The sequence below is a fragment of the Kerstersia similis genome, assembly GCF_965139615.1.
GTDB classification, from domain to species: domain Bacteria; phylum Pseudomonadota; class Gammaproteobacteria; order Burkholderiales; family Burkholderiaceae_B; genus Kerstersia; species Kerstersia similis.
The window spans coordinates 69,131-88,777 of record NZ_CBCSIQ010000006.1; the positions used below are offsets into that span (position 1 = coordinate 69,131).

Annotated in this window: 26 protein-coding genes, 1 tRNA gene and 1 pseudogene; 22 read left to right on the forward strand and 6 right to left on the reverse strand. The window is 59.6% G+C overall.

Translation table 11 applies throughout. From position 1 onward, the window contains the following. Positions 1-77: 77 nt before the first annotated feature. Positions 78-452, forward strand: coding sequence for a helix-turn-helix domain-containing protein (locus tag ACNA1V_RS05710; RefSeq protein ID WP_415832622.1), 375 nt, complete (start codon positions 78-80; stop codon positions 450-452). A gap of 45 nt (positions 453-497) precedes the next feature. On the opposite strand, the gene ACNA1V_RS05715 is transcribed toward ACNA1V_RS05710, so the two are convergent. Then, positions 498-1,640, reverse strand: a complete 1,143-nt coding sequence (locus tag ACNA1V_RS05715; RefSeq protein WP_415832710.1) for a trypsin-like peptidase domain-containing protein — start codon at positions 1,638-1,640, stop codon at positions 498-500. Positions 1,641-1,662: 22 nt separating this feature from the next. On the opposite strand from ACNA1V_RS05715, the gene ACNA1V_RS05720 reads away from it, so the two are divergent. Continuing rightward, positions 1,663-2,439, forward strand: coding sequence for a Nif3-like dinuclear metal center hexameric protein (locus ACNA1V_RS05720; protein WP_415832623.1), 777 nt, complete (start codon positions 1,663-1,665; stop codon positions 2,437-2,439). An 84-nt stretch (positions 2,440-2,523) separates the two neighbouring features. Here ACNA1V_RS05720 and mscL read toward each other — a convergent pair whose 3' ends face one another. Then, the gene (gene mscL, locus ACNA1V_RS05725; protein WP_415832624.1) at positions 2,524-2,982 is read right to left on the reverse strand and encodes a large conductance mechanosensitive channel protein MscL; all 459 of its coding nucleotides are present in this window, start codon (positions 2,980-2,982) and stop codon (positions 2,524-2,526) included. Positions 2,983-3,204: 222 nt separating this feature from the next. Here mscL and ACNA1V_RS05730 point away from each other — a divergent pair, with 222 nt between their 5' ends. The 20 genes and pseudogenes from ACNA1V_RS05730 (at position 3,205) to ACNA1V_RS05825 (ending at position 13,324) form a co-directional block, all read left to right on the forward strand. Then, entirely contained in the window at positions 3,205-3,816 is a 612-nt protein-coding gene (locus ACNA1V_RS05730; protein ID WP_415832625.1) for a glutathione S-transferase N-terminal domain-containing protein, read from the forward strand. Positions 3,817-3,827: 11 nt separating this feature from the next. Continuing rightward, positions 3,828-4,274, forward strand: a complete 447-nt coding sequence (locus ACNA1V_RS05735; protein ID WP_415832711.1) for a ClpXP protease specificity-enhancing factor — start codon at positions 3,828-3,830, stop codon at positions 4,272-4,274. A 54-nt stretch (positions 4,275-4,328) separates the two neighbouring features. Then, positions 4,329-4,404, forward strand: a tRNA-Thr gene (locus ACNA1V_RS05740). Positions 4,405-4,577: 173 nt separating this feature from the next. After that, on the forward strand, positions 4,578-5,789 hold the full coding sequence (locus tag ACNA1V_RS05745; RefSeq protein ID WP_415832626.1) for a tyrosine-type recombinase/integrase: 1,212 nt from the start codon (positions 4,578-4,580) through the stop codon (positions 5,787-5,789). A 318-nt stretch (positions 5,790-6,107) separates the two neighbouring features. After that, positions 6,108-6,944, forward strand: coding sequence for a hypothetical protein (locus tag ACNA1V_RS05750; RefSeq protein WP_415832627.1), 837 nt, complete (start codon positions 6,108-6,110; stop codon positions 6,942-6,944). A gap of 155 nt (positions 6,945-7,099) precedes the next feature. Further along, on the forward strand, positions 7,100-7,345 hold the full coding sequence (locus tag ACNA1V_RS05755; protein ID WP_415832628.1) for a helix-turn-helix transcriptional regulator: 246 nt from the start codon (positions 7,100-7,102) through the stop codon (positions 7,343-7,345). Continuing rightward, positions 7,342-7,638: a hypothetical protein gene (locus ACNA1V_RS05760; RefSeq protein ID WP_415832629.1), complete on the forward strand. Its 297-nt coding sequence runs from the start codon at positions 7,342-7,344 to the stop codon at positions 7,636-7,638. Before ACNA1V_RS05755 ends, ACNA1V_RS05760 begins: the two co-directional genes overlap by 4 nt. A 3-nt stretch (positions 7,639-7,641) precedes the next feature. Beyond that, positions 7,642-8,409 (forward strand): Rha family transcriptional regulator, encoded by a 768-nt coding sequence (locus ACNA1V_RS05765; RefSeq protein WP_415832630.1) that lies wholly within the window; start codon positions 7,642-7,644, stop codon positions 8,407-8,409. Next, positions 8,399-8,635 carry a helix-turn-helix domain-containing protein gene (locus ACNA1V_RS05770; RefSeq protein WP_415832631.1) on the forward strand — a complete coding sequence of 79 codons (237 nt, stop codon included), beginning with the start codon at positions 8,399-8,401 and terminating at the stop codon, positions 8,633-8,635. Before ACNA1V_RS05765 ends, ACNA1V_RS05770 begins: the two co-directional genes overlap by 11 nt. Before the next feature lie 279 nt (positions 8,636-8,914). Then, a complete protein-coding gene (locus tag ACNA1V_RS05775) occupies positions 8,915-9,175 on the forward strand; it encodes a hypothetical protein (protein WP_415832632.1) in 261 nt (86 codons plus the stop codon). After that, on the forward strand, positions 9,168-9,485 hold the full coding sequence (locus ACNA1V_RS05780; RefSeq protein WP_415832633.1) for a hypothetical protein: 318 nt from the start codon (positions 9,168-9,170) through the stop codon (positions 9,483-9,485). The genes ACNA1V_RS05775 and ACNA1V_RS05780 overlap by 8 nt, the downstream gene beginning before the upstream one ends. After that, positions 9,478-9,936, forward strand: a complete 459-nt coding sequence (locus ACNA1V_RS05785; RefSeq protein WP_415832634.1) for a hypothetical protein — start codon at positions 9,478-9,480, stop codon at positions 9,934-9,936. The genes ACNA1V_RS05780 and ACNA1V_RS05785 overlap by 8 nt, the downstream gene beginning before the upstream one ends. Beyond that, entirely contained in the window at positions 9,933-10,304 is a 372-nt protein-coding gene (locus tag ACNA1V_RS05790) for a hypothetical protein (RefSeq protein WP_415832635.1), read from the forward strand. Before ACNA1V_RS05785 ends, ACNA1V_RS05790 begins: the two co-directional genes overlap by 4 nt. A 3-nt stretch (positions 10,305-10,307) precedes the next feature. Then, complete coding sequence (locus ACNA1V_RS05795; protein WP_415832636.1) at positions 10,308-10,712, forward strand: hypothetical protein; 405 nt, start codon at positions 10,308-10,310, stop codon at positions 10,710-10,712. Positions 10,713-10,952: 240 nt separating this feature from the next. Continuing rightward, positions 10,953-11,672 carry a hypothetical protein gene (locus ACNA1V_RS05800; protein ID WP_415832637.1) on the forward strand — a complete coding sequence of 240 codons (720 nt, stop codon included), beginning with the start codon at positions 10,953-10,955 and terminating at the stop codon, positions 11,670-11,672. Between the two features lie 58 nt (positions 11,673-11,730). Continuing rightward, positions 11,731-12,015: a hypothetical protein gene (locus ACNA1V_RS05805; RefSeq protein ID WP_415832638.1), complete on the forward strand. Its 285-nt coding sequence runs from the start codon at positions 11,731-11,733 to the stop codon at positions 12,013-12,015. A gap of 14 nt (positions 12,016-12,029) precedes the next feature. Beyond that, a complete protein-coding gene (locus ACNA1V_RS05810) occupies positions 12,030-12,182 on the forward strand; it encodes a hypothetical protein (RefSeq protein ID WP_415832639.1) in 153 nt (50 codons plus the stop codon). Continuing rightward, positions 12,169-12,465 (forward strand): hypothetical protein, encoded by a 297-nt coding sequence (locus ACNA1V_RS05815; RefSeq protein WP_415832640.1) that lies wholly within the window; start codon positions 12,169-12,171, stop codon positions 12,463-12,465. Before ACNA1V_RS05810 ends, ACNA1V_RS05815 begins: the two co-directional genes overlap by 14 nt. Before the next feature lie 202 nt (positions 12,466-12,667). After that, a pseudogene (locus ACNA1V_RS05820) lies at positions 12,668-12,781 on the forward strand (IS3 family transposase); the annotation flags it as partial. A gap of 66 nt (positions 12,782-12,847) precedes the next feature. Beyond that, complete coding sequence (locus tag ACNA1V_RS05825; protein ID WP_415832641.1) at positions 12,848-13,324, forward strand: hypothetical protein; 477 nt, start codon at positions 12,848-12,850, stop codon at positions 13,322-13,324. Positions 13,325-14,143: 819 nt separating this feature from the next. Here ACNA1V_RS05825 and ACNA1V_RS05830 read toward each other — a convergent pair. The 4 genes from ACNA1V_RS05830 to ACNA1V_RS05845 are packed head-to-tail and all read right to left on the reverse strand — an operon-like array spanning position 14,144 to position 19,632. Further along, positions 14,144-15,733, reverse strand: coding sequence for an AMP-binding protein (locus ACNA1V_RS05830; protein ID WP_415832643.1), 1,590 nt, complete (start codon positions 15,731-15,733; stop codon positions 14,144-14,146). Beyond that, positions 15,730-17,475, reverse strand: a complete 1,746-nt coding sequence (locus tag ACNA1V_RS05835; protein ID WP_415832644.1) for an ABC transporter permease subunit — start codon at positions 17,473-17,475, stop codon at positions 15,730-15,732. Before ACNA1V_RS05835 ends, ACNA1V_RS05830 begins: the two co-directional genes overlap by 4 nt. Before the next feature lie 19 nt (positions 17,476-17,494). Then, positions 17,495-18,550: an ABC transporter ATP-binding protein gene (locus tag ACNA1V_RS05840; protein ID WP_415832645.1), complete on the reverse strand. Its 1,056-nt coding sequence runs from the start codon at positions 18,548-18,550 to the stop codon at positions 17,495-17,497. 14 nt (positions 18,551-18,564) lie between these two features. Next, complete coding sequence (locus tag ACNA1V_RS05845) at positions 18,565-19,632, reverse strand: ABC transporter substrate-binding protein (protein WP_415832647.1); 1,068 nt, start codon at positions 19,630-19,632, stop codon at positions 18,565-18,567. Positions 19,633-19,647 lie beyond the last annotated feature (15 nt).

Below are 19,647 nucleotides of genomic sequence, written 5' to 3' on the forward strand. Positions count from 1 at the left end.
AAATCCAGCACACCCCTCTACTCCACAATATGCTAATTTAAATACATCCTATTCTCAGATGATGCTTGACCCGCCGCATGAGCTTCCCACAACGCCTGGCCAGCATGATGCGCAGGCGCGGCATACGCAGCCAAAACCAATTGGCACGCCTATGCGGCGTCTCGCAATCTTCCATTCACCGCATGCTGTATCTTGACGGGTATGCGCCAAAACTCGCGACCCTAAAGAAAATCGCCCTGGCACTGGACACCAGCGTGGCCTGGCTGATGGATGGTGATATCACCGCAGCCCAACACCCCGCGCCAGGCCGCCCAGTCCTGCAAGGCGACATCCTGCGCATCGTCATGCTGCTGCATTCCTTGCCCCAGGCGCACCAGCAACGCATCTGGCAATCCCTGTCCCGTATGGCGGCTGAGGCCTGCCAGGAAGATACGGGCACGGAACACCTTTAGCTCAGGCCCTGCAACATAAGCCTCCCGCCCCCTGGCCCTGCGTGCTTACTCGACAGGCGCCACGGCATCAGGCGCCACCGGTCGAATACCGATCTCCACCGCCAGGCGGCTCCGTTTACCGTTGCGCAGCAACTCCCACACGACCGTCGTACCCGGCGGCAACTGGGCGATCCGGTTCAAGGCTTCCGTGGTACGCGATACCGGCTTGTCATCCAGGCTCAACAGGATATCGCCCACCTGCATCCCCGCCTTGTGGGCCGGCCCGTCGCGCAGCACTGCGGCAACAATCACGCCCTCGGTTTTATCCATGCCGAAGGCGCGCGCCAGATCTTCCGTCATATCCTGGGTTTCCAGGCCCATCCAGCCGCGCCGCACGCTACCGTGTTCGATGATCTCCCGCATGATCTCCAGGGCGCTGCTGATGGGAATCGTGAACCCTATCCCCAAAGAACCGCCCGTTTTGGAATAGATGGCGGTGTTGATGCCCACCAGCACGCCATTGGAATCCACCAGCGCACCGCCCGAATTGCCGGGATTGATGGCAGCATCGGTCTGGATGAAATTCTCGTAGGTATTGATCCCCAGGCCGGTGCGGCCAACGGCCGATACGATCCCCATGGTCGTGGTCTGCCCGAAGCCGAAAGGGTTGCCGATTGCCAGCACAATCTCCCCCACTTCCAAAGGCTGCCGCTGCACCGACTCGAAATAAGGCAGGTTCTTGCCGTCGATCTTGAGCACGGCCAAATCCGTTTCCGGATCCGCGCCGATCAGACGCGCCTTGAAACGCCGCCCATCATGCAAGGCCACTTCGATGGAATCAGCTGCCCGCACCACATGATGATTGGTCAGCACGTAGCCATCCTTGCTGGCCATCACGCCGGAACCCAGGCTATTGCGCTCCTGCTCTTCGCTCAGCCCCGGCACCATGCCGAACAACTCGCGCAGCATCGGGTCATCCGGCAAAGGAATCAAAGGTACGTTGACCCTTTGCGTCGTATAGATATTCGCTACCGCCGGCGTAGCGCGTTCGACCGCCTTGGCAAAGGACACAGGCGCGCCCTGCGCCGATGACGGCAACGCGGCCCCGCCGCCTGGCCGCAGCCATTCCGGCTTGAAAATGGACAGGACAAACAGAACTGCCAGGCAGAACACGGCAGTTTGCGAGAAAATCAGCCAAAGACGACGCATGGACATTTAGGAATCACAAACAATGAGCCAGATTCAAACACAGGAATTATTGCAGTGGCTGGACCAGACACTGGAAAGCGCACGATTCAAGGATTATTGCCCCAATGGGCTGCAAGTAGAAGGCCGTCCCGTGATCCGGCATCTGGTCAGCGGCGTCACGGCCTCCGAAGCCCTGCTGCAAGAAGCCGTCGCCCGCGGCGCAGATGGCGTGCTGGTTCATCATGGCTGGTTCTGGCGCAATGAAGACGCACGTATCCGCGGCATGAAAAAACGCCGCATCGCCCTGGCCCTGGCAAACGACCTGAACCTGCTGGCCTATCACCTGCCGCTGGATGCCCATCCGATACTGGGCAACAACGCGCAACTGGCCCGGATACTGGGTTTGGAACCTGAACGCCATGCCGATGGCGCACCGCGCACCTGCGGGCCGGACAATCTCATCTGGCTGGGCCAGGCGCCCGGCATCCGCACCGTGGCAGAACTGGAAGCACGCATTGCCGCACGCCTGGACCGCGCACCTGTCATTGCGGGCAACCGCGACCAGGCGCCCGGCCTCATTGCCTGGTGTACCGGCGGCGCCCAGGGCTTCTTCGAAGCGGCGCTGGACGCAGGCGCCACCACCTTCATCACCGGTGAAATCTCCGAACCCAGCGCACACATCGCAGCGGAAAACGGCGCCGTTTTCATCAGTGCCGGACACCATGCCACGGAACGCTACGGCGCACAGGCGCTGGGGCGAGCCGTTGCCGAGCGCTTCGGCATCCGCGTGGACTTCGTGGACTTGCCCAACCCGGCCTGAACCCTGGCGCCTTGCGCCATGCTGCAAAAAAGCCTGATGACCGGCAAACTGCCAGTCATCAGGCTTGAGCCGGACCAGTCAGACTTACTTCTTCAGCAGATCGCGGATTTCACGCAGCAACACCACATCATCGGGCGTAGGCGCGGGGGCTTCCGGCACCGCTTCTTCCTTGGCTTCGGCAGCGCGACGCACGCGGTTGATCGCCTTGACCATCCAGAAGATGACGAAAGCCAACAGGATGAAATTGATCAATATGGTCAGGAAGCTGCCCCAAGCCAGCACAATGGCGCCGGCTGCCGTCAGGTCAGCGTAGGTCATCGGGCCGGTATAGCCATCCGGCGCGGACAACAACAGGAACTTATTGGTGAAATCGACCGATCCGCCCAAGATGAAATTCACGATGGGCATGATCACATCTTTCACCAGGGAATCCACGATCTTGCCGAATGCGCCGCCGATGATCACACCGACAGCCAGATCGACAACACTACCTTTCAGGGCAAATTCGCGAAACTCTTGCAAAATTCCGGTCTTTTGGCTCATAAAAATTCCTCACAGTATCGCCCGGGACGGGACAAGCGCTATGATAGCGTTTGTAGAATCGTCCCGAAGAGTGTGTCCGGCAAAATCGTTACTTTTTTTGCCGCTGGGCCCGATCGGCCCCATACCGGGACGTAACCCTGCCGCTGATGCGCGCCTGCGTCGCCACAGACCAAGCGCATGCCTGTTACCGCAGTTCAAAAGAATAAGGATGGACTCTCCGCTATGATGGTGCTCTATTCCGGGACCACTTGCCCGTTCTCGCAACGTTGCCGCTTCGTGTTGTTCGAAAAGGGCATGGACTTCGAAATCAAGGACATCGACCTCTTCAACAAGCCTGAGGACATCGCTGTCATGAACCCCTACGGCCAGGTGCCCATTCTGGTCGAGCGCGATCTCGTGCTGTACGAATCGAACATCATCAACGAGTACATCGACGAACGCTTCCCGCACCCGCAACTGATGCCGGCGGACCCGCTGATGCGCGCCCGTACGCGCCTGTTCCTCTACAACTTCGAGAAGGAACTGTTCAGCTGCGTCTCCGTGCTGGAAGACCGCACCGGCCGCTTTGACGCCGCCCGCCAGGAGCGCGCCCGCAACGACATCCGCGACCGTCTGGCGCAGCTGGCGCCCGTACTGGTGAAGAACAAGTACATGCTGGGCGAAGAATTCTCCATGCTCGACGTCGCCATCGCGCCGTTGCTCTGGCGCCTGGATCATTACGGCATCGAACTGCCCAAGACGGCTGCACCGATCCAGAAATATGCCGAACGCATCTTCTCGCGTCCCGCCTACATTGAAGCGCTGACGCCCTCTGAAAAGGTCATGCGCCGCTAATGACGACAGCCATGCAGGAAACCTCCACCAAGCCTTATCTGCTGCGCGCTCTGCACGAGTGGTGCACCGATAACGGCTACACGCCGCACATCGTCGTCCAGGTTGATGAAAACACGCAGGTTCCGCGTGCCTACATCCGCGACGGCCAGATCACCCTCAACATCGGCGCGCTGGCCACTCACAACCTGCGCATCGACAATGACTGGGTCTCTTTCCAGGCGCGCTTCAATGGCGTCACGGAAGACATCTGGGTGCCGGTGGCGGTCGTCACCGCCATCTATGCGCGTGAAACCGGTGCCGGCATGGGCTTCGAAGTGCAGGAATACGAAACCGGCAAAAGCGGTGCTGCCAGCGAATCCAATCCGGCAGACGCAGCAGCGCCCGCCGCGGCCAAACCGGCGGACGAGCCCTCGCCCACCGGCGGCAAGCGCCGCTCGCACCTGTCAGTCGTCAAATAAAGCCGCCGCCCGGCGCATTTCCGCGCCAGGCTGCTACAATGGCGCCCGCGCCGTGCCGGCGTAGCTCAGTTGGTAGAGCAGCTCACTTGTAATGAGAAGGTCGAGGGTTCGATTCCTTTCGCCGGCACCAAATCAGCATTCCCAGCAGTCCACAGCAGCATACAAACCCGCACCAGCCCTGGCTCTGCGGGTTTTTTATTGCCTCCTAGTGTCTACAGCAGTGCATTGCCAGCTACCGTCACATGACGGTATCTTTGGCGGTATGTGGCGGATACCGCCAGCCAATCAGGGAAAAATACCGTCATGCCGCTGACAGATACCGCCTGCCGCCAGGCCAAGCCTACCGACAAAGCCCGCAAGCTGACGGACGGTGACGGCCTGTACCTGCTGGTCAACCAGACCGGCAAGTATTGGCGTATGGACTACCGCTATGGCGGAAAACGCAAGACGCTGGCGATAGGTGTCTATCCAACAGTCGGACTGGCAGACGCCCGCGAACGATGCCAGGACGCGCGCAAACTACTAGCCAGTGGGATAGACCCCAGCGAGCAAAAGAAAGCGGACAAGCGCGCCTCCCTGTTAGCCGCTAGCAACTCTTTTGAGTCCGTCGCCCTAGCCTGGATCGCTGAGCGGCAATCGCAAGTCTCGCCCAGCACCCACGACCACACCCTGGCGCGGATGCAAAACGATGTTTTCCCCTGGCTGGGCAAGCGCCCCATTACCGAGATCGACGCGCCGGAAATCCTGGCCATCCTAAAACGCATGGATGCCCGAGGTGTGCGGTTCTCTGCCCACAAGACGCGCAGCGAAATCAGCCGCGTCTTTCGGTTTGGCATTAAAGAGGGCTACTGCAAGAGCGACCCTGCCCGCGACCTGGTGGGCGCAATCCCGCAAGCAAAGCAGCAGCACTTCGCATCCATCACTGACCCGGCCAAGGTTGGCGAGATGTTGCGGGCCTTTGAGGGCTTCTCTGGCACATTCCCGGTTCTCTGCGCCCTGCGGCTGGCCCCTATGCTATTCGTGCGCCCTGGCGAGCTACGCACGGCTGAATGGGCAGATATTGACCTAGACCGGGCGGAATGGCGCTACCGAGTCACCAAGACCGACACAGACCACCTTGTCCCGCTGGCGCGCCAGGCCGTGGCCGTGCTGCGCGACCTGCACACGCTGACCGGCAACGGACGCTACCTATTCCCTGGTGGCCGGACGCCTACCCGGCCGATGAGCGGCGCGGCAATCAATGCCGCCCTGCGCCGGATGGGCTACGACACTCGCACCGAGATCACAGGGCATGGCTTCCGAGCGATGGCACGCACCATCTTGCATGAAGAGCTGGGCCAAAAACCGGAAGTAATCGAGCACCAGCTTGCCCACAAGGTGCCGGATGCCCTGGGCGCGGCCTACAACCGGACGAAATTCATCAAGGAACGACGCGCCATGATGCAGGTGTGGGCTGACTATCTGGATGCGCTGCGTGTGGGCGGCAATGTGGTGCAACTGCATCGCAAGGCGTGACGCCGACCAGACAAAACCTGACATGCCGGCCGCGTGTCGTCCCGTGCCGAATGTTTAGAAATGTTGAGGTTGCGGGCGCTAGCAAGCGGGTTGGATGATGACATGCCGAGAGCTGATACACAGACCGAATGTTGGCAGATGTTAGCTTTTTGGAGGCTATTGCCAGCCCCAAGAACATGACTGTTTATATGTCCAGTATAATAGACAGCAATATATAACGGTTTACGCCAGCATCTAGGCTGATCCCCGAAAAGCCGGAACGTCCACCGGCCTGATGCTGGCCCCTATTCGATGGACGGCGCATAGGACAATGCGTCAATGCCTCACTCTTCTCTTTCTGAATCGCATAGTGACCTCTCTCACTACGATTTAATCGACATCTTCACAGCGCGAGACGCCGCGTGCCTCATCGCAGGCATTGATCCGAATATGCAGGACGTAACGGAACTGTATGGAAGCCCCGCATTTGCGCGTATGCGAGCTATTGAAGAAGCAATCGAACAAGCCTGGACGTTGGCAATGGACGCTTTGGAAGAAATGGCCATCTGCTATTCCGTCGCCATTGACGGCGAGGAACCTTACGATCCGTGGCTGCCCAACGCAGGCAAAACTGATATGCCTAGAGCAATGCTGCCTAGCGTCGAGTTATTAGCGAGATATCGGCTCTTCAAAAGCATACGCAAAGACTCTCACGTGGTTGGAGTTAGGCTCAATTTTTCAAAAGAAAAATTCCGGCGAGAACACCTAACCCAGTGGGTACAAGCACGAAGATACAGCCAAGCGCGATATTTTCGTAGCACACCCGATATCGCGTCTACCAGCCATGACACCGCCTTGTCTCGCATTGGACTACACCAGCTACAAGCAGAGAATGATCGCTTGAAATCCGAGCTTGCCAAGATAAAAGCTGATCTGCCGGTACAGCCGCAGAGTTTGCCAGGCAACCTGTCTTTTATGTATGAAACTGCCCCCCTGAGGCTGGTATCCGCAGTTCAACAGGAGTTTTTGTGCCTTGGTAAAGATTACAAAGACTCCGATATGCAGCCTGCGAAAGACGACATTGTGCAGTGGATTATGGAGCAAGACAGTAAGTTGACAAAGGTGACGGCAGAAGCAATCGAACGTGTTGCCATGCCATTTAGCAGGGGCCGCTAATCGTCGAACCCTCAGGGTAAGAAACAAGCGTCCATGCGGTTTTCAGCCACCCTGAGGGTTAAATCAGTCCTGTACCCTTAACCCTCAGGGTATTGCTCTGAGGGTACCCTGAGACTTCAAGCTGTGCCCATGTTCAATTCCCACAAGGGGACAACATGGCACCGCAAGCCACACAAGCCGACGACCGGCTTATCACTGATAAAGAAGTCGCCCACCTGCTGGGAGCGTCCCGCTCCTGGCCCTGGAAGCTGGCCCAAGATGGCCGACTGCCCGCCCCCATCCGCCTGACCGAACGCTGCACCCGCTGGCGCTTGTCAGAAATCCGCGCGTGGATGGCCGACCCGCAAGGCTGGCAAGAAGCGAACCGCGCACGTCTGGCCGCTGGCGAGGTGGCGCAATGATCGAGTCCATCGCCCGAATCATCCAGCAAGCCACCGGCTATTACGACGCCGCCCAGCAGCGCACACAAGCGCGTGACGCGCTTGGCCAAGCCTATCTAGACTGGCGTGCCGCCACCGGCACCTACGGTCATATCGAGCGCAACAGCCCCGAATGGCAGGCCATGATGGACGCCACCACCGCCGAATATCAGGCATTGAAACGCGCCAAGCGCCGCGAGCACCATTGCCGCACCCGCTTGATGCAGGCCGTCGCAGCGGGCAAGGCCGCGAGCGCAGCCGGGATGGAGGGATAAACCATGCAAGCAAAGAAAAAGCCCGCTTGCAGGCGGGCCCCGGATCGCTTGGCGGCAGATCACGATACGAATAATACCGCACTGGTTCACCTGAGCAAAGGCATTCCCGTTACGGATAGCCTGGCCATTGCGCGCGAGTTTGGGCGCAGCCATAAGCATGTGCTGCGCACGCTTGATGACCTGATCGCGGACGGCACGATAGATCGGCCCAATTTTGGGCCGATCTCCTACACCGATGACATGAACCGCCAGCAGCGCATGATCGAGCTGGACGAACGCGGCGCACTGGTTGCCATGCCTTTCATCGGCGGGCGCAAGTCACGCCAAGGGCAAGCCAGGCTGGTCGATGCCTTTCTGACCCTGCGTGACGCCAGCCTCAAGGCAGCCAAAGCGCAGACCAAGATTGAAAGCGCCGCGGCCCGACAAGAGGCAGCGACAGGCTACCGCACCGTGTCGATGACGCTGGAGATGTGCCGCACCGAGGTGGGTAAGGCGACGAAGCCTTATCACTATGCGAACGAAGCCCGCCTTCTCAACTTCGCATTGACCGGCAAATACGACGCCCTGGCGCGGGACACACTGAGTACGCATGAACTGCGCATCCTAACCAGCCTGGAGGTGCGAGACGCCGCCCTGATCGCGATGGGCAAGAGCTACGACGAGCGCAAAGCCGACCTGGTGCGGTACGCCAGCGCCCAGCGTCTGCCGCGTCTGCGCGCAACCACGCGGCGAGCTGCAACTGTTCGGGAGGTGGCGAACCATGCACGGTAAATCCACTGCCAGCGATTCTCAGCGCCAACGCATCATCAAAGCCCTGGCCCTGCGCCCCCACACGTCCTACGAGCTGCGCAAGATGGGCTGCTATCAAGCGAACACCCGCGTGCTGGAACTGCGCCGCCTGGGCTTCAATATCAGCACCAAGCGCGTGAGCATTTGGGACGATGAAGGCTACCGGCATGATGGCATCGCCCTGTATACGCTGGAGGGCCAGGAATGATGCGCCCGCTTGCGTATCAGGCGATGCTCCGACATAATGACTGCGCTGCTAAAACAAATGCAGCCGGGTTTGGCGACCTGAATACTTACGGCGGACATACCGCCACATCGGCGGCTTTTTTTCGTCCGTTCGCACTTGTGCGCCTTCTATGGGCGGGCGATTGCGGGGATACCTTCGGGTATGCCGGTTTCCGTAGGTGCCGGTTCGCCAACCTCGCTTTCTGCCCGCCCACCTCATTTGGCGATGGGGAGCGGGTTCATCGAACCTACGGAGGTCGCAATGCGTCCTGATGCCCCCGCTCGTCCTGAGCAAACCAAATTTCCCCGCACTGCCAACGAAGCCACGCGCATTGCGCACCTGTGGTTTACCAGCCGCCCTGCTGCGACGCTGGCCGACTGGCGCGACCATTTCCTGAGCCTGCACCTGGCAGGCGTCCCAGCCTATGACGGCCAGGAGCGCGCCGCGCGCGCCGATGTGTGGCGTGACGCATTCGCTGCTGGCGTAGCGGCTGCGATCATCGGGAGCGCGTGCCATGCGTAACACCTACACCGACATACCCGTCACGGCCACCGATGCAGCCCGTATTCTGGCTGACGATGCCATCCTGCCCCTACGCGCTGGTGCTGACAACCTCAGTCATGTGTCTGGCTTACTAGCCGGGATCATTGAGTTGTCCCGCATCCGCACCAGCCCAAATGAAACGCTCAAACACATTGAGGGCTTGGCAGCGTGTGGCCTTCATTTGGCCAATAGCTATGCGGACTACTTGGAATTGGCGAGTGAGGTACTGGAGACGCACAAGGCACCCGCCCTGGTGGCAGCATTTCAAGGGGGTGCCCATCATGGCTAGCCCACTTGGTCACAACAGCCCTACAGGCAACCTGCCGCAACTCCCCCCCGCCGTATCTATCGAAGTTGTCCCCTGCGCGTTCAAGACAACATACATTCGCTTGAAGGTGATGCCTGCGCTGGCTACGCGAGCGGAAATGCAGGCACACAAGGAAATGATTTTCTGGTTGCTGAGCGCACACCTGCTGCGCGAGCGTCAGAAAATCGAGGGCCAACCGATGCCGAGCGCCCCCGTGTCGCCCACTTTCAAAGGCCAAGTCATCAACCTGGCGATCATTCTGTCTGCGTCAATGATCGACGACCACGAGGTAACGATTGATGTGAGCGTTCCTCGCATCACGCCGGACTGCCTGCGCCAGGAGTTTGACGGCTACTTTGCCGAAATGCTCAACCGCATGGACTCAGTGCGGCCGCATGTGAAAGGCAGCAGCTACGCACGGAGGGCAGCATGACTGACGCCCCCACATTCCTAAACACGCTGACCACCGCCAGGCCTGTAAGCGTGTTTCTCGACAATCGCCAGTGGCCGTACCGCGTGACGCTGCGATCACTGCCACGCCAAGCCATACAGCCCGCCAGCGGTTCACCGCGGCTGCTGTATTTCGTCACCGCTGCGATTGAAGCCGCACACGCCTGCCTGCAACGCCATCCACGCCAACCTATGCCATCTGGCGACGGCTACGAAATCGGCAATACAGACGGCCTGGCAGTCGCCGCCATTGATCCGCGCATTGTCACGCCTGACCGCCTGCGTGCGGTATGGCCTGCCTTAGTGGAGGCATTCAACGCTTGCGCGGAACAACACAAAGGCGAGGCGTGATGAATGACGCGTCGCAAACGCTCCGAAAACCCCATTGGCGGACGGTTCTGTGCCTTGCCGCACAAGGTATTGGACTGCTCCGCATTCGTCAGCCTATCGGGTGCAGGCACCCGCCTATTGCTGGAAGTTCTGCGCCTATACGGAGGCACAAACAACGGCCAGATACACATCACGCTGAGCGGCCTCAAAAAACGCGGCTGGAACAGCAACGATGTTCTTTCACGAGCCAAGCAGGAGTTGCAGGACAAGGGGTTTATCCAGATGACGCGCCTGCCCTGCCTGCCCAGAAGGGGCGCTTGGTTTGGCCTGACGTGGCGACCACTGGACTACACGCCAGAGATGGATTTGAAGCCGTCCGACTTTGTGAAAGATGCTTTTTTGCTGTGGGAGGAAAAACAAAATGACTGACCGCCAGACGGTTCAATCAAACGCCCCATTGAACCGCCTGGCGGTAATACGCAGCCGTCCATTGAACCGTAATCCGGTTCAGTACAAGCCAAAAACGCCATTTTCGTATTACCGGATGACGGTGACTTTATATATGTAGCCATCTCCTGCCACCGAACAGGACAGGAAAGCAGCCAAAGGCAGACGGCAACCACCGTTGGCCACCATCCACCCAAAGCAAGCCCAAGGAGGGCAAACAAAATGAGCAATACCATCCGCGCCGCCTACCAAGGCAATGAAAAACTGCTGGCCGTCTGGAAAACGGCACCGCAAGGCCCGCTGTACGACCTGACGAAATCAGCCGTGCAGCAAGTTGAATCTGTCTGGATACGCCAGGGGATGATTGAAGCCGACGAACGCCGTTCTGCGCTGGCTAAGCGAGAGGACAAAACTGCCGTATCCCGCGAGGCATTGCCGACACTGGCAAACCTGCGCCAGAAGCTGGCCAACGAGCAAAAGAAACTGGATGCCCGAGCCGGAAAGCTGTCGCCAGTCGAGCAGTACCGTGAAGGCGACCACGCAACCGTACAAATTGACCTGGAGATGGCCCGCCTGCTGCGTGGTATGCCCCCAAGTGAACGCTCTGCGGCACTGAGCCAGGCCGGTGATCTGCGCTTGCGTGATGCAGTTCTGCGCCTGCCTGGCCAACTGACCGGCATATCTGTCGAGAAACGCGCCCAGCTTGAACAGCAGGCTATCGAGCAACGCTACCCGCAAGAGGCGGCAGAAATTGCCGAAACACGCATTGCAATGGGCGACGCCATCGAAGCGGTGCAACGAGCCTGGGCAGCAGTGGGCGCAAGCGTTCCTCTTGCTGACCGCATCGAGGCGGCAGGTGATGCAGAAATAGCGGTTGATCTTGAGCCAGGCACCGCGCCGGATACTGTCAAAGGCATTCATGCACGGCACAGCAGCGACTGACGGTAAACACAGCAGGGCCGCCTAAGTGGCGGTTTCCTGCACCCTGGAGGGCCGGTAAGTGGCCGACAAAGACAACATCAACGATCAGGAAAGCGGCGCGTGGGAAGTGTTGCCGCCCGAGCCTACCCACCCCAAGCGAATGCGCCTGCCGCTGGCAACTGCTGACGATGTGCGCAAGGAAATGGCGCGCCTGTATCGGCAGATGAAGGCAGGCCAGATTGCGCCCAGCGACGGAACGAAGTTTGCCTATGTGCTGAGCCAGCTACGGCAGGCTATCGAAACAGGCGATCTCGAAGCCCGCCTGCTGGCCCTGGAAAAGGCCACAGCGGGCGATAAATCATAAAGGAGTACCACGCCATGAGCGCCACGTTAAAACGCCGCCTAGACCGTCTGGAAGCGGCGACAGCACCAAGCCCGGCAAGCCCCGGCCTGCCTTCTGAAATCTGGCTATCCGCCCCTGGCAGCGATGATGCCGCATTGCTGTGGAGACGCACCCATGAAAGCCATTGATCGACGCATTAGGGCGCTGGAAGCAACGCAGCCACCACCAAACGCCGAAAAGAGCATGCCGCAATGGATGGCCGAATGGGAGCGCGACCGCAACGTGTTTAAGCTGATGGATGCAGTGGTGTCATTCGAGAACCGCGAGCAATACGGCGACCGCTGCACTGTGCCAACCGGCGAACAGGCAGACGCGGCCAGGCAAGAGCTACGGGAACGGTTCGGAGACGTTTCGGAAGTCTGGATTGCCGAATATGCGGTTCTCTGGCGCGAGCTTCAGGACGAGTGCTGAATTGCGTCGGCTGGGCAGACACTACCAGAATCCCGGCGATTTGCCTTGCTGGCCGAGCTGCGCCACCAATCTGAGGGTGCAGGAAAAGTGAGATTTCAAATCCAACTTCTCGGACGTTGTGCCTCTGCCGCAGGCCGCCTACATCGAGCGATTCAGCCGCACAACACGTCATGAATAGCTATCACAGTGCGAATGAGCAGACCTCGATCAGATCCAAGATCAAGCCACACTTTGGATGTGCTCCTACAATCACGAACGGCCACTCATGGCATTGGGCGGCATCACATCTATACAGCGGCTGGCCATGCCCGCATAGCTCCTACCTCTCGCGCCCGTGAAAAATGGGTGCAAGACCATGCGCAGCATCATCTTGGAGGCATTCATGGACGATTTCTGGTATCAAATATTTGACAAATTGCTGCCAACCTTGACCTTTTTTATGGGGATGATAGGGGCATGGTTAAGAGATCGCCGCAGTGACAGAATTAGCAGGGAACGCAAAGCAGTAGAGTTTCAAGCGCAAAATTACCTGGGCCTGCAGGTGGAGCTTCAACGGCTAAGTGCGGCTACGGTTAATGTTTTTGTAAAAAAAATGGAGCAGAACCGAGGCCTGTCGCCATCTTGTCCTGACGCGCACAAGGAAGCTGCTGAGGCATTGGCAAGTACGCACGTTCTGGAGGAGCGTGTTCTTTTGGATGAAGTCCGCTCTTGCGTAGAGGCGGCGCGGCAGGCTGTTGCCTCTCTAAGTCTGCATAGAAATTACGATGAGAAAACTGAAGCTGATTTCGAGAACGCAGTGAATTTAATTTCTGCAGCCCAACGTGCTATCGGAACAGCAGTCCGAAGGCTGATGAGTTAATGAAATCAACGGGATTTTGTGACCGCGCTCCGGGGCGGTTTTCTTTGGAGCATCACAGATCACTCAACCGGAGAAATCTGCAGCGTCAGACTTGTAGCGTATCGAGACAACCGCCCCCCCATGCCGCCAAAGTGGTACTCATAGCTTCGTCTTAGCACGCAACCCGTGACAGCGTCGTGACACGCCCGAGCAGCAACAGGGAAGACACCGTATCAGCACCGTGCTGATACGGTGCATGGGTAGCGCCTGGTCTGGTGCTGGTTGCTGAGTTTGCAACCCACCCGCATTTGAAACGCCGGTGGCCTGCCTGCGACCGCATAGCGCGCGATGCAAGCATAGGCACTGCACTGGATGGCGCCCGTACCGCGCTCCTAAATTCTGAGGAACGCAAACCGCGCCAGGGATCACCGCAAGATCGACGCATGTTTACGGTACAGGCGCTGGTAGCTGAGTCGGAACCCTTCCGCATTTGAAATGCCGATGGCGCACCCAGCCGAGACCCCCAGATTGGTGTTCTCGAAGCAGCCCGTCAGATTAGCGGCCTGCCTACGACCGCATCGCGCGCGAGGGATGACGGCTAAGACAACATCGAAATACCGCCAAAGCAGCCCCAGCACCCCATCTGTGACGGTATTTTTGACGGTATTTTTTAAAATCAAAATTACGAAACAAAGCAACCATGAGGCTTTCTGGCCACAGTTTCATTCCTTTCGCCGCACCAAAGAATTCCCTGCCGCAGACTGCGGTAGTACATGAAACCCGCATCAGCCTTGGCTATGCGGGTTTTTTTCTACCTGGCGCCGTCCGTCGCCGGGATGATCAGCCGGCCCGGGACTCGGCCAGCGGTCTGTCCGTCTGGGTCTGTGCCTGCCTGTCCCAGGCCCTTGCCAGCTCCGGTGCCAGTTTGTGCTTCTGGATACGCTGGCTGGGCGTCAGCGAAAACGCCTCGATGGCCATGTAGTAGCGCGGCAACTGGAAGCTGGCCAGACGCGGCCTGGCCCATGCAAGCAGGTCTTCCCATGCCACGATTTGACCGGCATTGAATTTCACGAACAGGAAGATCTCCTGCTCGCCTATCGCACTGCTGACACCCATCGCCGCCGACATTTCAATCGCCGGGTGCTCCGCAAATACCCGCTCGACCTCCCAGGCAGAGACGTTCTCGCCACGCACCCGCATACTGTCTGATGCCCGACCGATGAAGAACAGGTTGCCCTCCTCGTCCTGGCGCGCCATATCGCCCGTGTACAGGCTCCCGTGGCGCAAGGTCTTGGCCGTCGCTTCGGGGTTCTTCCAATAGCCCGGCAACAGCGCTCCTTCCAGTTCACTCCGAATCACGATCTGGCCAGCCTCGCCAGTCTTGACCGGCTGATCATGCTCGTCGAGCAGACTCAGGGTGATCCATGGCAAGGGCTGCCCGATCGAACCCGGTTTGCCAGTGGTATTCAAGGTGGCGAAACTGGAGCATTCCGTCATGCCATAGCATTCACGCAACTGGCATCCCAGGCGCTCACGGATGGGCGCCCAGCTGTTGATCGCAATGCCGGCGCCCCAGGCGATGGGTATCCGCGCACCCTCGGGTTTGGCGCTCTCGGGCAGCTGCATCAGGATATCCAGCACGCCCCCCAGATAATGCAAATGCGTGGCACGCCCCTCTTCCCATTGCTGCCAGAAGCGGCTCGCCGAAAAACGCTCCACCACCAGCAGCGTCATGGGTTCCAGGAAGGGCATCATCAACATTTGCGCGCCACCAATGTGGCACAGCGGCTCCCAAAGGAACGCCCTGTCCCCGGCCTTGATGTCCGCCACGATCAACGCCGCCTCGGTGGCGATCCGCATCATGCGATGCGTAAAGATAACGCCCTTGGGCGCCCCGGTCGTCCCGGAGGTGTAGATCAGGCAGAGCGTATCGCTGACCTCGCAGGGTACCTGAAACAGAGCAGGCTCGCCCCCGGACGCCAGGCCGGCCAATTCGGTGTCCAGGCGCTGGCTCGTTACCTGCTCCGGGCCAGAGCCGGAAAGTCCGTCGAACAAGGACACGAATTCATCCTCGAGGACCAGCAGGCGCGGCTCGGCGTGCTCGGTCAGGTAGGCCAGGCCTGCACCCCGCAACTTGGTGTTGACGGGAATCCAGACCAGGCCCGACAGCACGATGGCATAGATCAGGGCCATGTGGCGCACTGAATTGTTCAGCATCACCGCGACATGATCGCCCTTGGATACGCCCTGCGCCTTGAGCCAGGCCTGCAACATGGCCACTTCCCGCCCCAGCTGGCGGCGCGTGAACGCCTGCCCCTGGAAGTCGATCACGACATGCGGGTCGTCGCTGTTCAGTCCGTGATAGAGCAGCGGAGCCACATCGAGGCAGTCGCCAGCGCGACGCAGGGGGAGATACTGAAGTCGGTTCATCGCCGGCTACCTTTGGATTTGATGTAAGAAGACAGGAGAATGATCAAAGTGATGAGCAGGATGAGCAATGTGGAGACCGCCGCCAAAGTCGGGGAAACCGCCAGCTGAATGTCGTCCCACATTTGCTTGGGCAAGGTCGTTGTTACGCCACCGCTCACGAAAATGGCGATCGTCAGGTCATCGAAAGACACGATGAAGGCGAACAGCAGGGCAGACGTAATGCTGCCGGCCAGCAAGGGCAGCAAGACCGTCCGCAACCGGGCAAAGGCGGATGCCCCCAGAATTCGCGCCGCATCGTCCAGGCGCCAGTCGAATTGCCGGAAACCCGCTGCCAATGTCACCACCACATAGGGAATCGCCAGGATGGTGTGGCCGATGACCAGGGCCGTATTGCTGCCCGTCATGCCCAGGCTGGCAAACAAATACAGCAAGCCGATCGCCACCACGATGCGGGGTACGATCAACGGCGCCACATACAGGGCGAACAGTGGCTTGACCCAACGCCCCGATACCTTGGTCAGCGTGTATGTCGCACCAAATCCCAGGATCACGGCCAGCACCGCCGTCACGGCCCCTACCCCGAGGGAACGGAACATGGCTGCCTGCCAGACTGGCGACTCGATGAAGTCCGTGAACCAGCGCAGGCTGAACATCTCGGGCGGGAACGCCACCACTGCCGTTTTACTGAATGCAATGGGTATGACGATCAGTACCGGCAGTACCAGAAAACCCACCGTCACCAGGCAATAGCCCGCCAATACATTGATGCGGCGCGCGCGGATGCTGCTGGGGCTGAACACGCGATCCAGCATGCCACCCGCCTGGTACACCAGCCGCGTCATCCAGCCGGGGCCGGCGTTCATGCTGCGTTGCCCGGTCTCCCCGGCCAGCGATGTCAGGCCTGCAACCCGGTCATAGACGTAAAACACCACGACCGAGCACAACAGGATCACGATGGAGAGGGCACCGGCGAAACGCATGTCCAGCAATTCCAGCACCGACGCAATGACCAGCTGCGCAATCATGGATTCACGCGGTGTTCCCAGCAGCGCAGGGACGATAAAGAAACCCAGGCAGGTGATGAACACCAGCAGGCCGGCAGCAGCCACGCCAGGCAAGGACAGCGGAAAAAATACCGTCAGGAAGTTGCTGGCACGTCCGGCACCCAGGATCTCCGCGGCGCTGGATAGCTGCCGGTTGATCCCCTGCATGGTGGGCAGGATGGTCAGCACGGCCAATGGCAACATGGCGTGCACCATGCCGACCAACACCCCGAACATCGAGGGTGCCAGCGTATCGTGGTCGCTGACCAGTCCCAGTAACGCGGCCACCGTCGTCAACAATCCGGTTTTCGAGAGCAGCAGCATCCAGGCGTAGGTCTTGACCAGGTAGCTGGTCCAGAACGGCAGAAGTATCCAGAGCACCCACCGGTTCCTGGCCCCTTCGGTCAAAGAACTCAACAAATAGGCCACCGGATAGCCCAGGATGACCGACAGCAACGCCGTGCCGAACGAAATGCCGAACGTCGTCCACAACACCTTGAGATATACCGGCGCCGACACCAGGCGTTCGAAGGGAGACACATCGAATGTCCCGTCTTCGGAAAAGAAACCGCCCTGCAATATCTGCAGGACGGGCACCACGAAAAACACTGCCAGGAACAGGATGGCGGGTAAGGCAGGCAACCAGACACGGCTGAAACGACGGCCGTTCGCGGCAGCGCTGAGGGGAGCGGTCTGCATGAGTCTCTCCTTGTCGCAATCAGCGGTATAGAACCCGCGAGCGGCTCAAGTCCCATTGCAGGCCCACCTGGTCGCCCGGCGCCACAGGCCGTTCCCGTCCGCAACGCACGATGAAGGTCTGCGAGCATGCATCGGTTTGCGTCAGTTTGACCACCGCCCGCACCTCGCTGCCCAGGAATACCACTTCCGCAATCATTCCCTGCAGCCAGCCCTGCCCCGGCGTCACCAGTTCAACCGCTTCAGGTCGCACCATCAGGGTCGCTGCGCCGGCAGCGCCAGGCTCCCCAGCCGTCTCCGGCACGGGAATCCTGGCCTCACCCAGCCGGAAATGCCCTGCACCATCATGCTCGCCCTGCAGCAGGTTGGATTGCCCGATGAACTCCGCCGCAAAGCGTGTTCTGGGCTGGTCATACAAGGCCATGGGCGTATCCAGCTGCTCGATGCGCGCATGGTTCATCAGGCAGATGCGGTCACTCATGGTCAGGGCCTCTTCCTGATCATGCGTCACGTAAATGAACGTAGAACCCAGTTCCTTGTGCAAGCGCCGGATTTCGAATTGCATGTGTTCCCGCAGTTTCTTGTCCAGGGCCCCCAGGGGCTCGTCCAGCAGGACGACCGACGGGTTGTACGCAAAGCAGCGTGCCAGCGCCACGCGCTGCTGCTGGCCGCCTGACAGTTCCTTGGGATAGCGATGCCCGTACGCCCCCATCTTCACCATGTCCAGCGCCTCATCAACCTGTTTGGCCAGCGCAGCCGCAGATACCTTGCGCATGCGCAGACCATAGGCGACGTTTTCGCGTACCGTCATGTGCGGGAACAAGGCATAGCTCTGGAATACCATGCCGATACCCCGCTGCCCTGGCGGGGCGTAGGTGGCATCCTTGCCGTCGATCAACAACTTCCCGCCCGTGGGCTCCACCAGGCCTGCGATCATCATCAGCAGGGTGGTTTTGCCTGAACCGGATGGCCCGAGCAAGGTCAGGAACTCACCGGTCCGCACCTGCAGATCGGTCGGCAACAAAGCATCGGTTTCGCCATAGCGCTTGGCCAGCCCGGCAGCTTCCAGCTTGAACATGAATCAGGCTCCGGTCAGGAAATGAGGAAATTGTTGAACCGCTCGGTCACCGCCTGGCGATTGGCGGCCCACCATTCCGGGCTGGGCAACGCCATGTTGCGCAGGTTCTCAGGGGCACTGGGAAGGACTGCGGCACGCTCGGGAGGAATGAACTGCATCGCCTGCGTGTTGGTCGGACCGTAGGGCAGGTCTTCGGTGAAGGACGCCTGCCGTCGGGCATCCGCGCAGAACAGCACGAATTGCTTGGCCATTTCTGCACGCGGCGTCCCACGGGGAATGCCCCATCCTTCGATCGAGTACAACCCTTCATTCCAGACGATCTTCACCGGCGCACCATTCTCTATTGCCGTCTGGGCGCGCGCGTTCCAGGTTGACACCATATCCACATCGCCATTCTGGATAATCTGCATGGCCTGGGCGCCTGAGGTCCACCAGATACTGATGTGCGGCTTGATTTTTTCCAGGCTGCGGAACGCACGGTCCACATCCAGCGGATACAGTTCATGCACAGGAACGCCATCCGCCATCAAGGCCTGCTCCAGCGTATCCAGCGGATTGCGCCGCAGGCTGCGGCGCCCGGGAAATTTCTCGACGTTCCAGAAATCAGCCCAGGTCTTGGGGCCTTCACCGGGAAATTTGTCGGTGCGATATGCCATGACCGTGGCATACACATCCACCCCCAGCCAATTGGGCTGCACGGAATCCGGAATCATCTGCGGGTAGTCCGCCGGGTTGATACCGATGGGTTCCAGCAGGTTATTGGCTTCCAGGTACGGGATGTCGGCGGACAAGGTCAGGGTGGTCACATCCCAGATGTAATTCCTGGCTTTGACGATGGCGCTGATTTGCGCCACCGGTTGTGCTTCCCGCGCCACATTCACGACCCGGATGCCCGTCGCTTTCTCGAATGGGTCGTAGAACGCACGCCGATAGGCTGCCGAGTATGGGCCGCCCGGATCGGACACCACGATCTGCTGCTTGCCTTGAGCCAAGGCCAAGGGCGCGGCCTGTGCCAGGACAAGGCCGCCTGCCGCAGTTTTGATGAATTGACGGCGACCACTACGGTTAACTGATCTGCTCATGACGTACTCCGAATC

What these genes read in the sequence shown, in the direction of transcription:
- ACNA1V_RS05795 (WP_415832636.1), top strand. Translation starts at nt 10,308, where the DNA reads ATGACGCGTCGCAAACGCTCCGAAAACCCCATTGGCGGACGGTTCTGT.
- ACNA1V_RS05760 (WP_415832629.1), top strand. Translation starts at nt 7,342, where the DNA reads ATGATCGAGTCCATCGCCCGAATCATCCAGCAAGCCACCGGCTATTAC.
- ACNA1V_RS05710 (WP_415832622.1), top strand. Translation starts at nt 78, where the DNA reads ATGAGCTTCCCACAACGCCTGGCCAGCATGATGCGCAGGCGCGGCATA.
- ACNA1V_RS05785 (WP_415832634.1), top strand. Translation starts at nt 9,478, where the DNA reads ATGGCTAGCCCACTTGGTCACAACAGCCCTACAGGCAACCTGCCGCAA.
- mscL (WP_415832624.1), bottom strand. Translation starts at nt 2,982, where the DNA reads ATGAGCCAAAAGACCGGAATTTTGCAAGAGTTTCGCGAATTTGCCCTG.
- ACNA1V_RS05770 (WP_415832631.1), top strand. Translation starts at nt 8,399, where the DNA reads ATGCACGGTAAATCCACTGCCAGCGATTCTCAGCGCCAACGCATCATC.
- ACNA1V_RS05775 (WP_415832632.1), top strand. Translation starts at nt 8,915, where the DNA reads ATGCGTCCTGATGCCCCCGCTCGTCCTGAGCAAACCAAATTTCCCCGC.
- ACNA1V_RS05810 (WP_415832639.1), top strand. Translation starts at nt 12,030, where the DNA reads ATGAGCGCCACGTTAAAACGCCGCCTAGACCGTCTGGAAGCGGCGACA.
- ACNA1V_RS05715 (WP_415832710.1), bottom strand. Translation starts at nt 1,640, where the DNA reads ATGCGTCGTCTTTGGCTGATTTTCTCGCAAACTGCCGTGTTCTGCCTG.
- ACNA1V_RS05735 (WP_415832711.1), top strand. Translation starts at nt 3,828, where the DNA reads ATGCAGGAAACCTCCACCAAGCCTTATCTGCTGCGCGCTCTGCACGAG.
- ACNA1V_RS05780 (WP_415832633.1), top strand. Translation starts at nt 9,168, where the DNA reads ATGCGTAACACCTACACCGACATACCCGTCACGGCCACCGATGCAGCC.
- ACNA1V_RS05840 (WP_415832645.1), bottom strand. Translation starts at nt 18,550, where the DNA reads ATGTTCAAGCTGGAAGCTGCCGGGCTGGCCAAGCGCTATGGCGAAACC.
- ACNA1V_RS05730 (WP_415832625.1), top strand. Translation starts at nt 3,205, where the DNA reads ATGATGGTGCTCTATTCCGGGACCACTTGCCCGTTCTCGCAACGTTGC.
- ACNA1V_RS05750 (WP_415832627.1), top strand. Translation starts at nt 6,108, where the DNA reads ATGCCTCACTCTTCTCTTTCTGAATCGCATAGTGACCTCTCTCACTAC.
- ACNA1V_RS05835 (WP_415832644.1), bottom strand. Translation starts at nt 17,475, where the DNA reads ATGCAGACCGCTCCCCTCAGCGCTGCCGCGAACGGCCGTCGTTTCAGC.
- ACNA1V_RS05845 (WP_415832647.1), bottom strand. Translation starts at nt 19,632, where the DNA reads ATGAGCAGATCAGTTAACCGTAGTGGTCGCCGTCAATTCATCAAAACT.
- ACNA1V_RS05755 (WP_415832628.1), top strand. Translation starts at nt 7,100, where the DNA reads ATGGCACCGCAAGCCACACAAGCCGACGACCGGCTTATCACTGATAAA.
- ACNA1V_RS05815 (WP_415832640.1), top strand. Translation starts at nt 12,169, where the DNA reads ATGAAAGCCATTGATCGACGCATTAGGGCGCTGGAAGCAACGCAGCCA.
- ACNA1V_RS05830 (WP_415832643.1), bottom strand. Translation starts at nt 15,733, where the DNA reads ATGAACCGACTTCAGTATCTCCCCCTGCGTCGCGCTGGCGACTGCCTC.
- ACNA1V_RS05790 (WP_415832635.1), top strand. Translation starts at nt 9,933, where the DNA reads ATGACTGACGCCCCCACATTCCTAAACACGCTGACCACCGCCAGGCCT.
- ACNA1V_RS05720 (WP_415832623.1), top strand. Translation starts at nt 1,663, where the DNA reads ATGAGCCAGATTCAAACACAGGAATTATTGCAGTGGCTGGACCAGACA.
- ACNA1V_RS05800 (WP_415832637.1), top strand. Translation starts at nt 10,953, where the DNA reads ATGAGCAATACCATCCGCGCCGCCTACCAAGGCAATGAAAAACTGCTG.
- ACNA1V_RS05745 (WP_415832626.1), top strand. Translation starts at nt 4,578, where the DNA reads ATGCCGCTGACAGATACCGCCTGCCGCCAGGCCAAGCCTACCGACAAA.
- ACNA1V_RS05825 (WP_415832641.1), top strand. Translation starts at nt 12,848, where the DNA reads ATGGACGATTTCTGGTATCAAATATTTGACAAATTGCTGCCAACCTTG.
- ACNA1V_RS05765 (WP_415832630.1), top strand. Translation starts at nt 7,642, where the DNA reads ATGCAAGCAAAGAAAAAGCCCGCTTGCAGGCGGGCCCCGGATCGCTTG.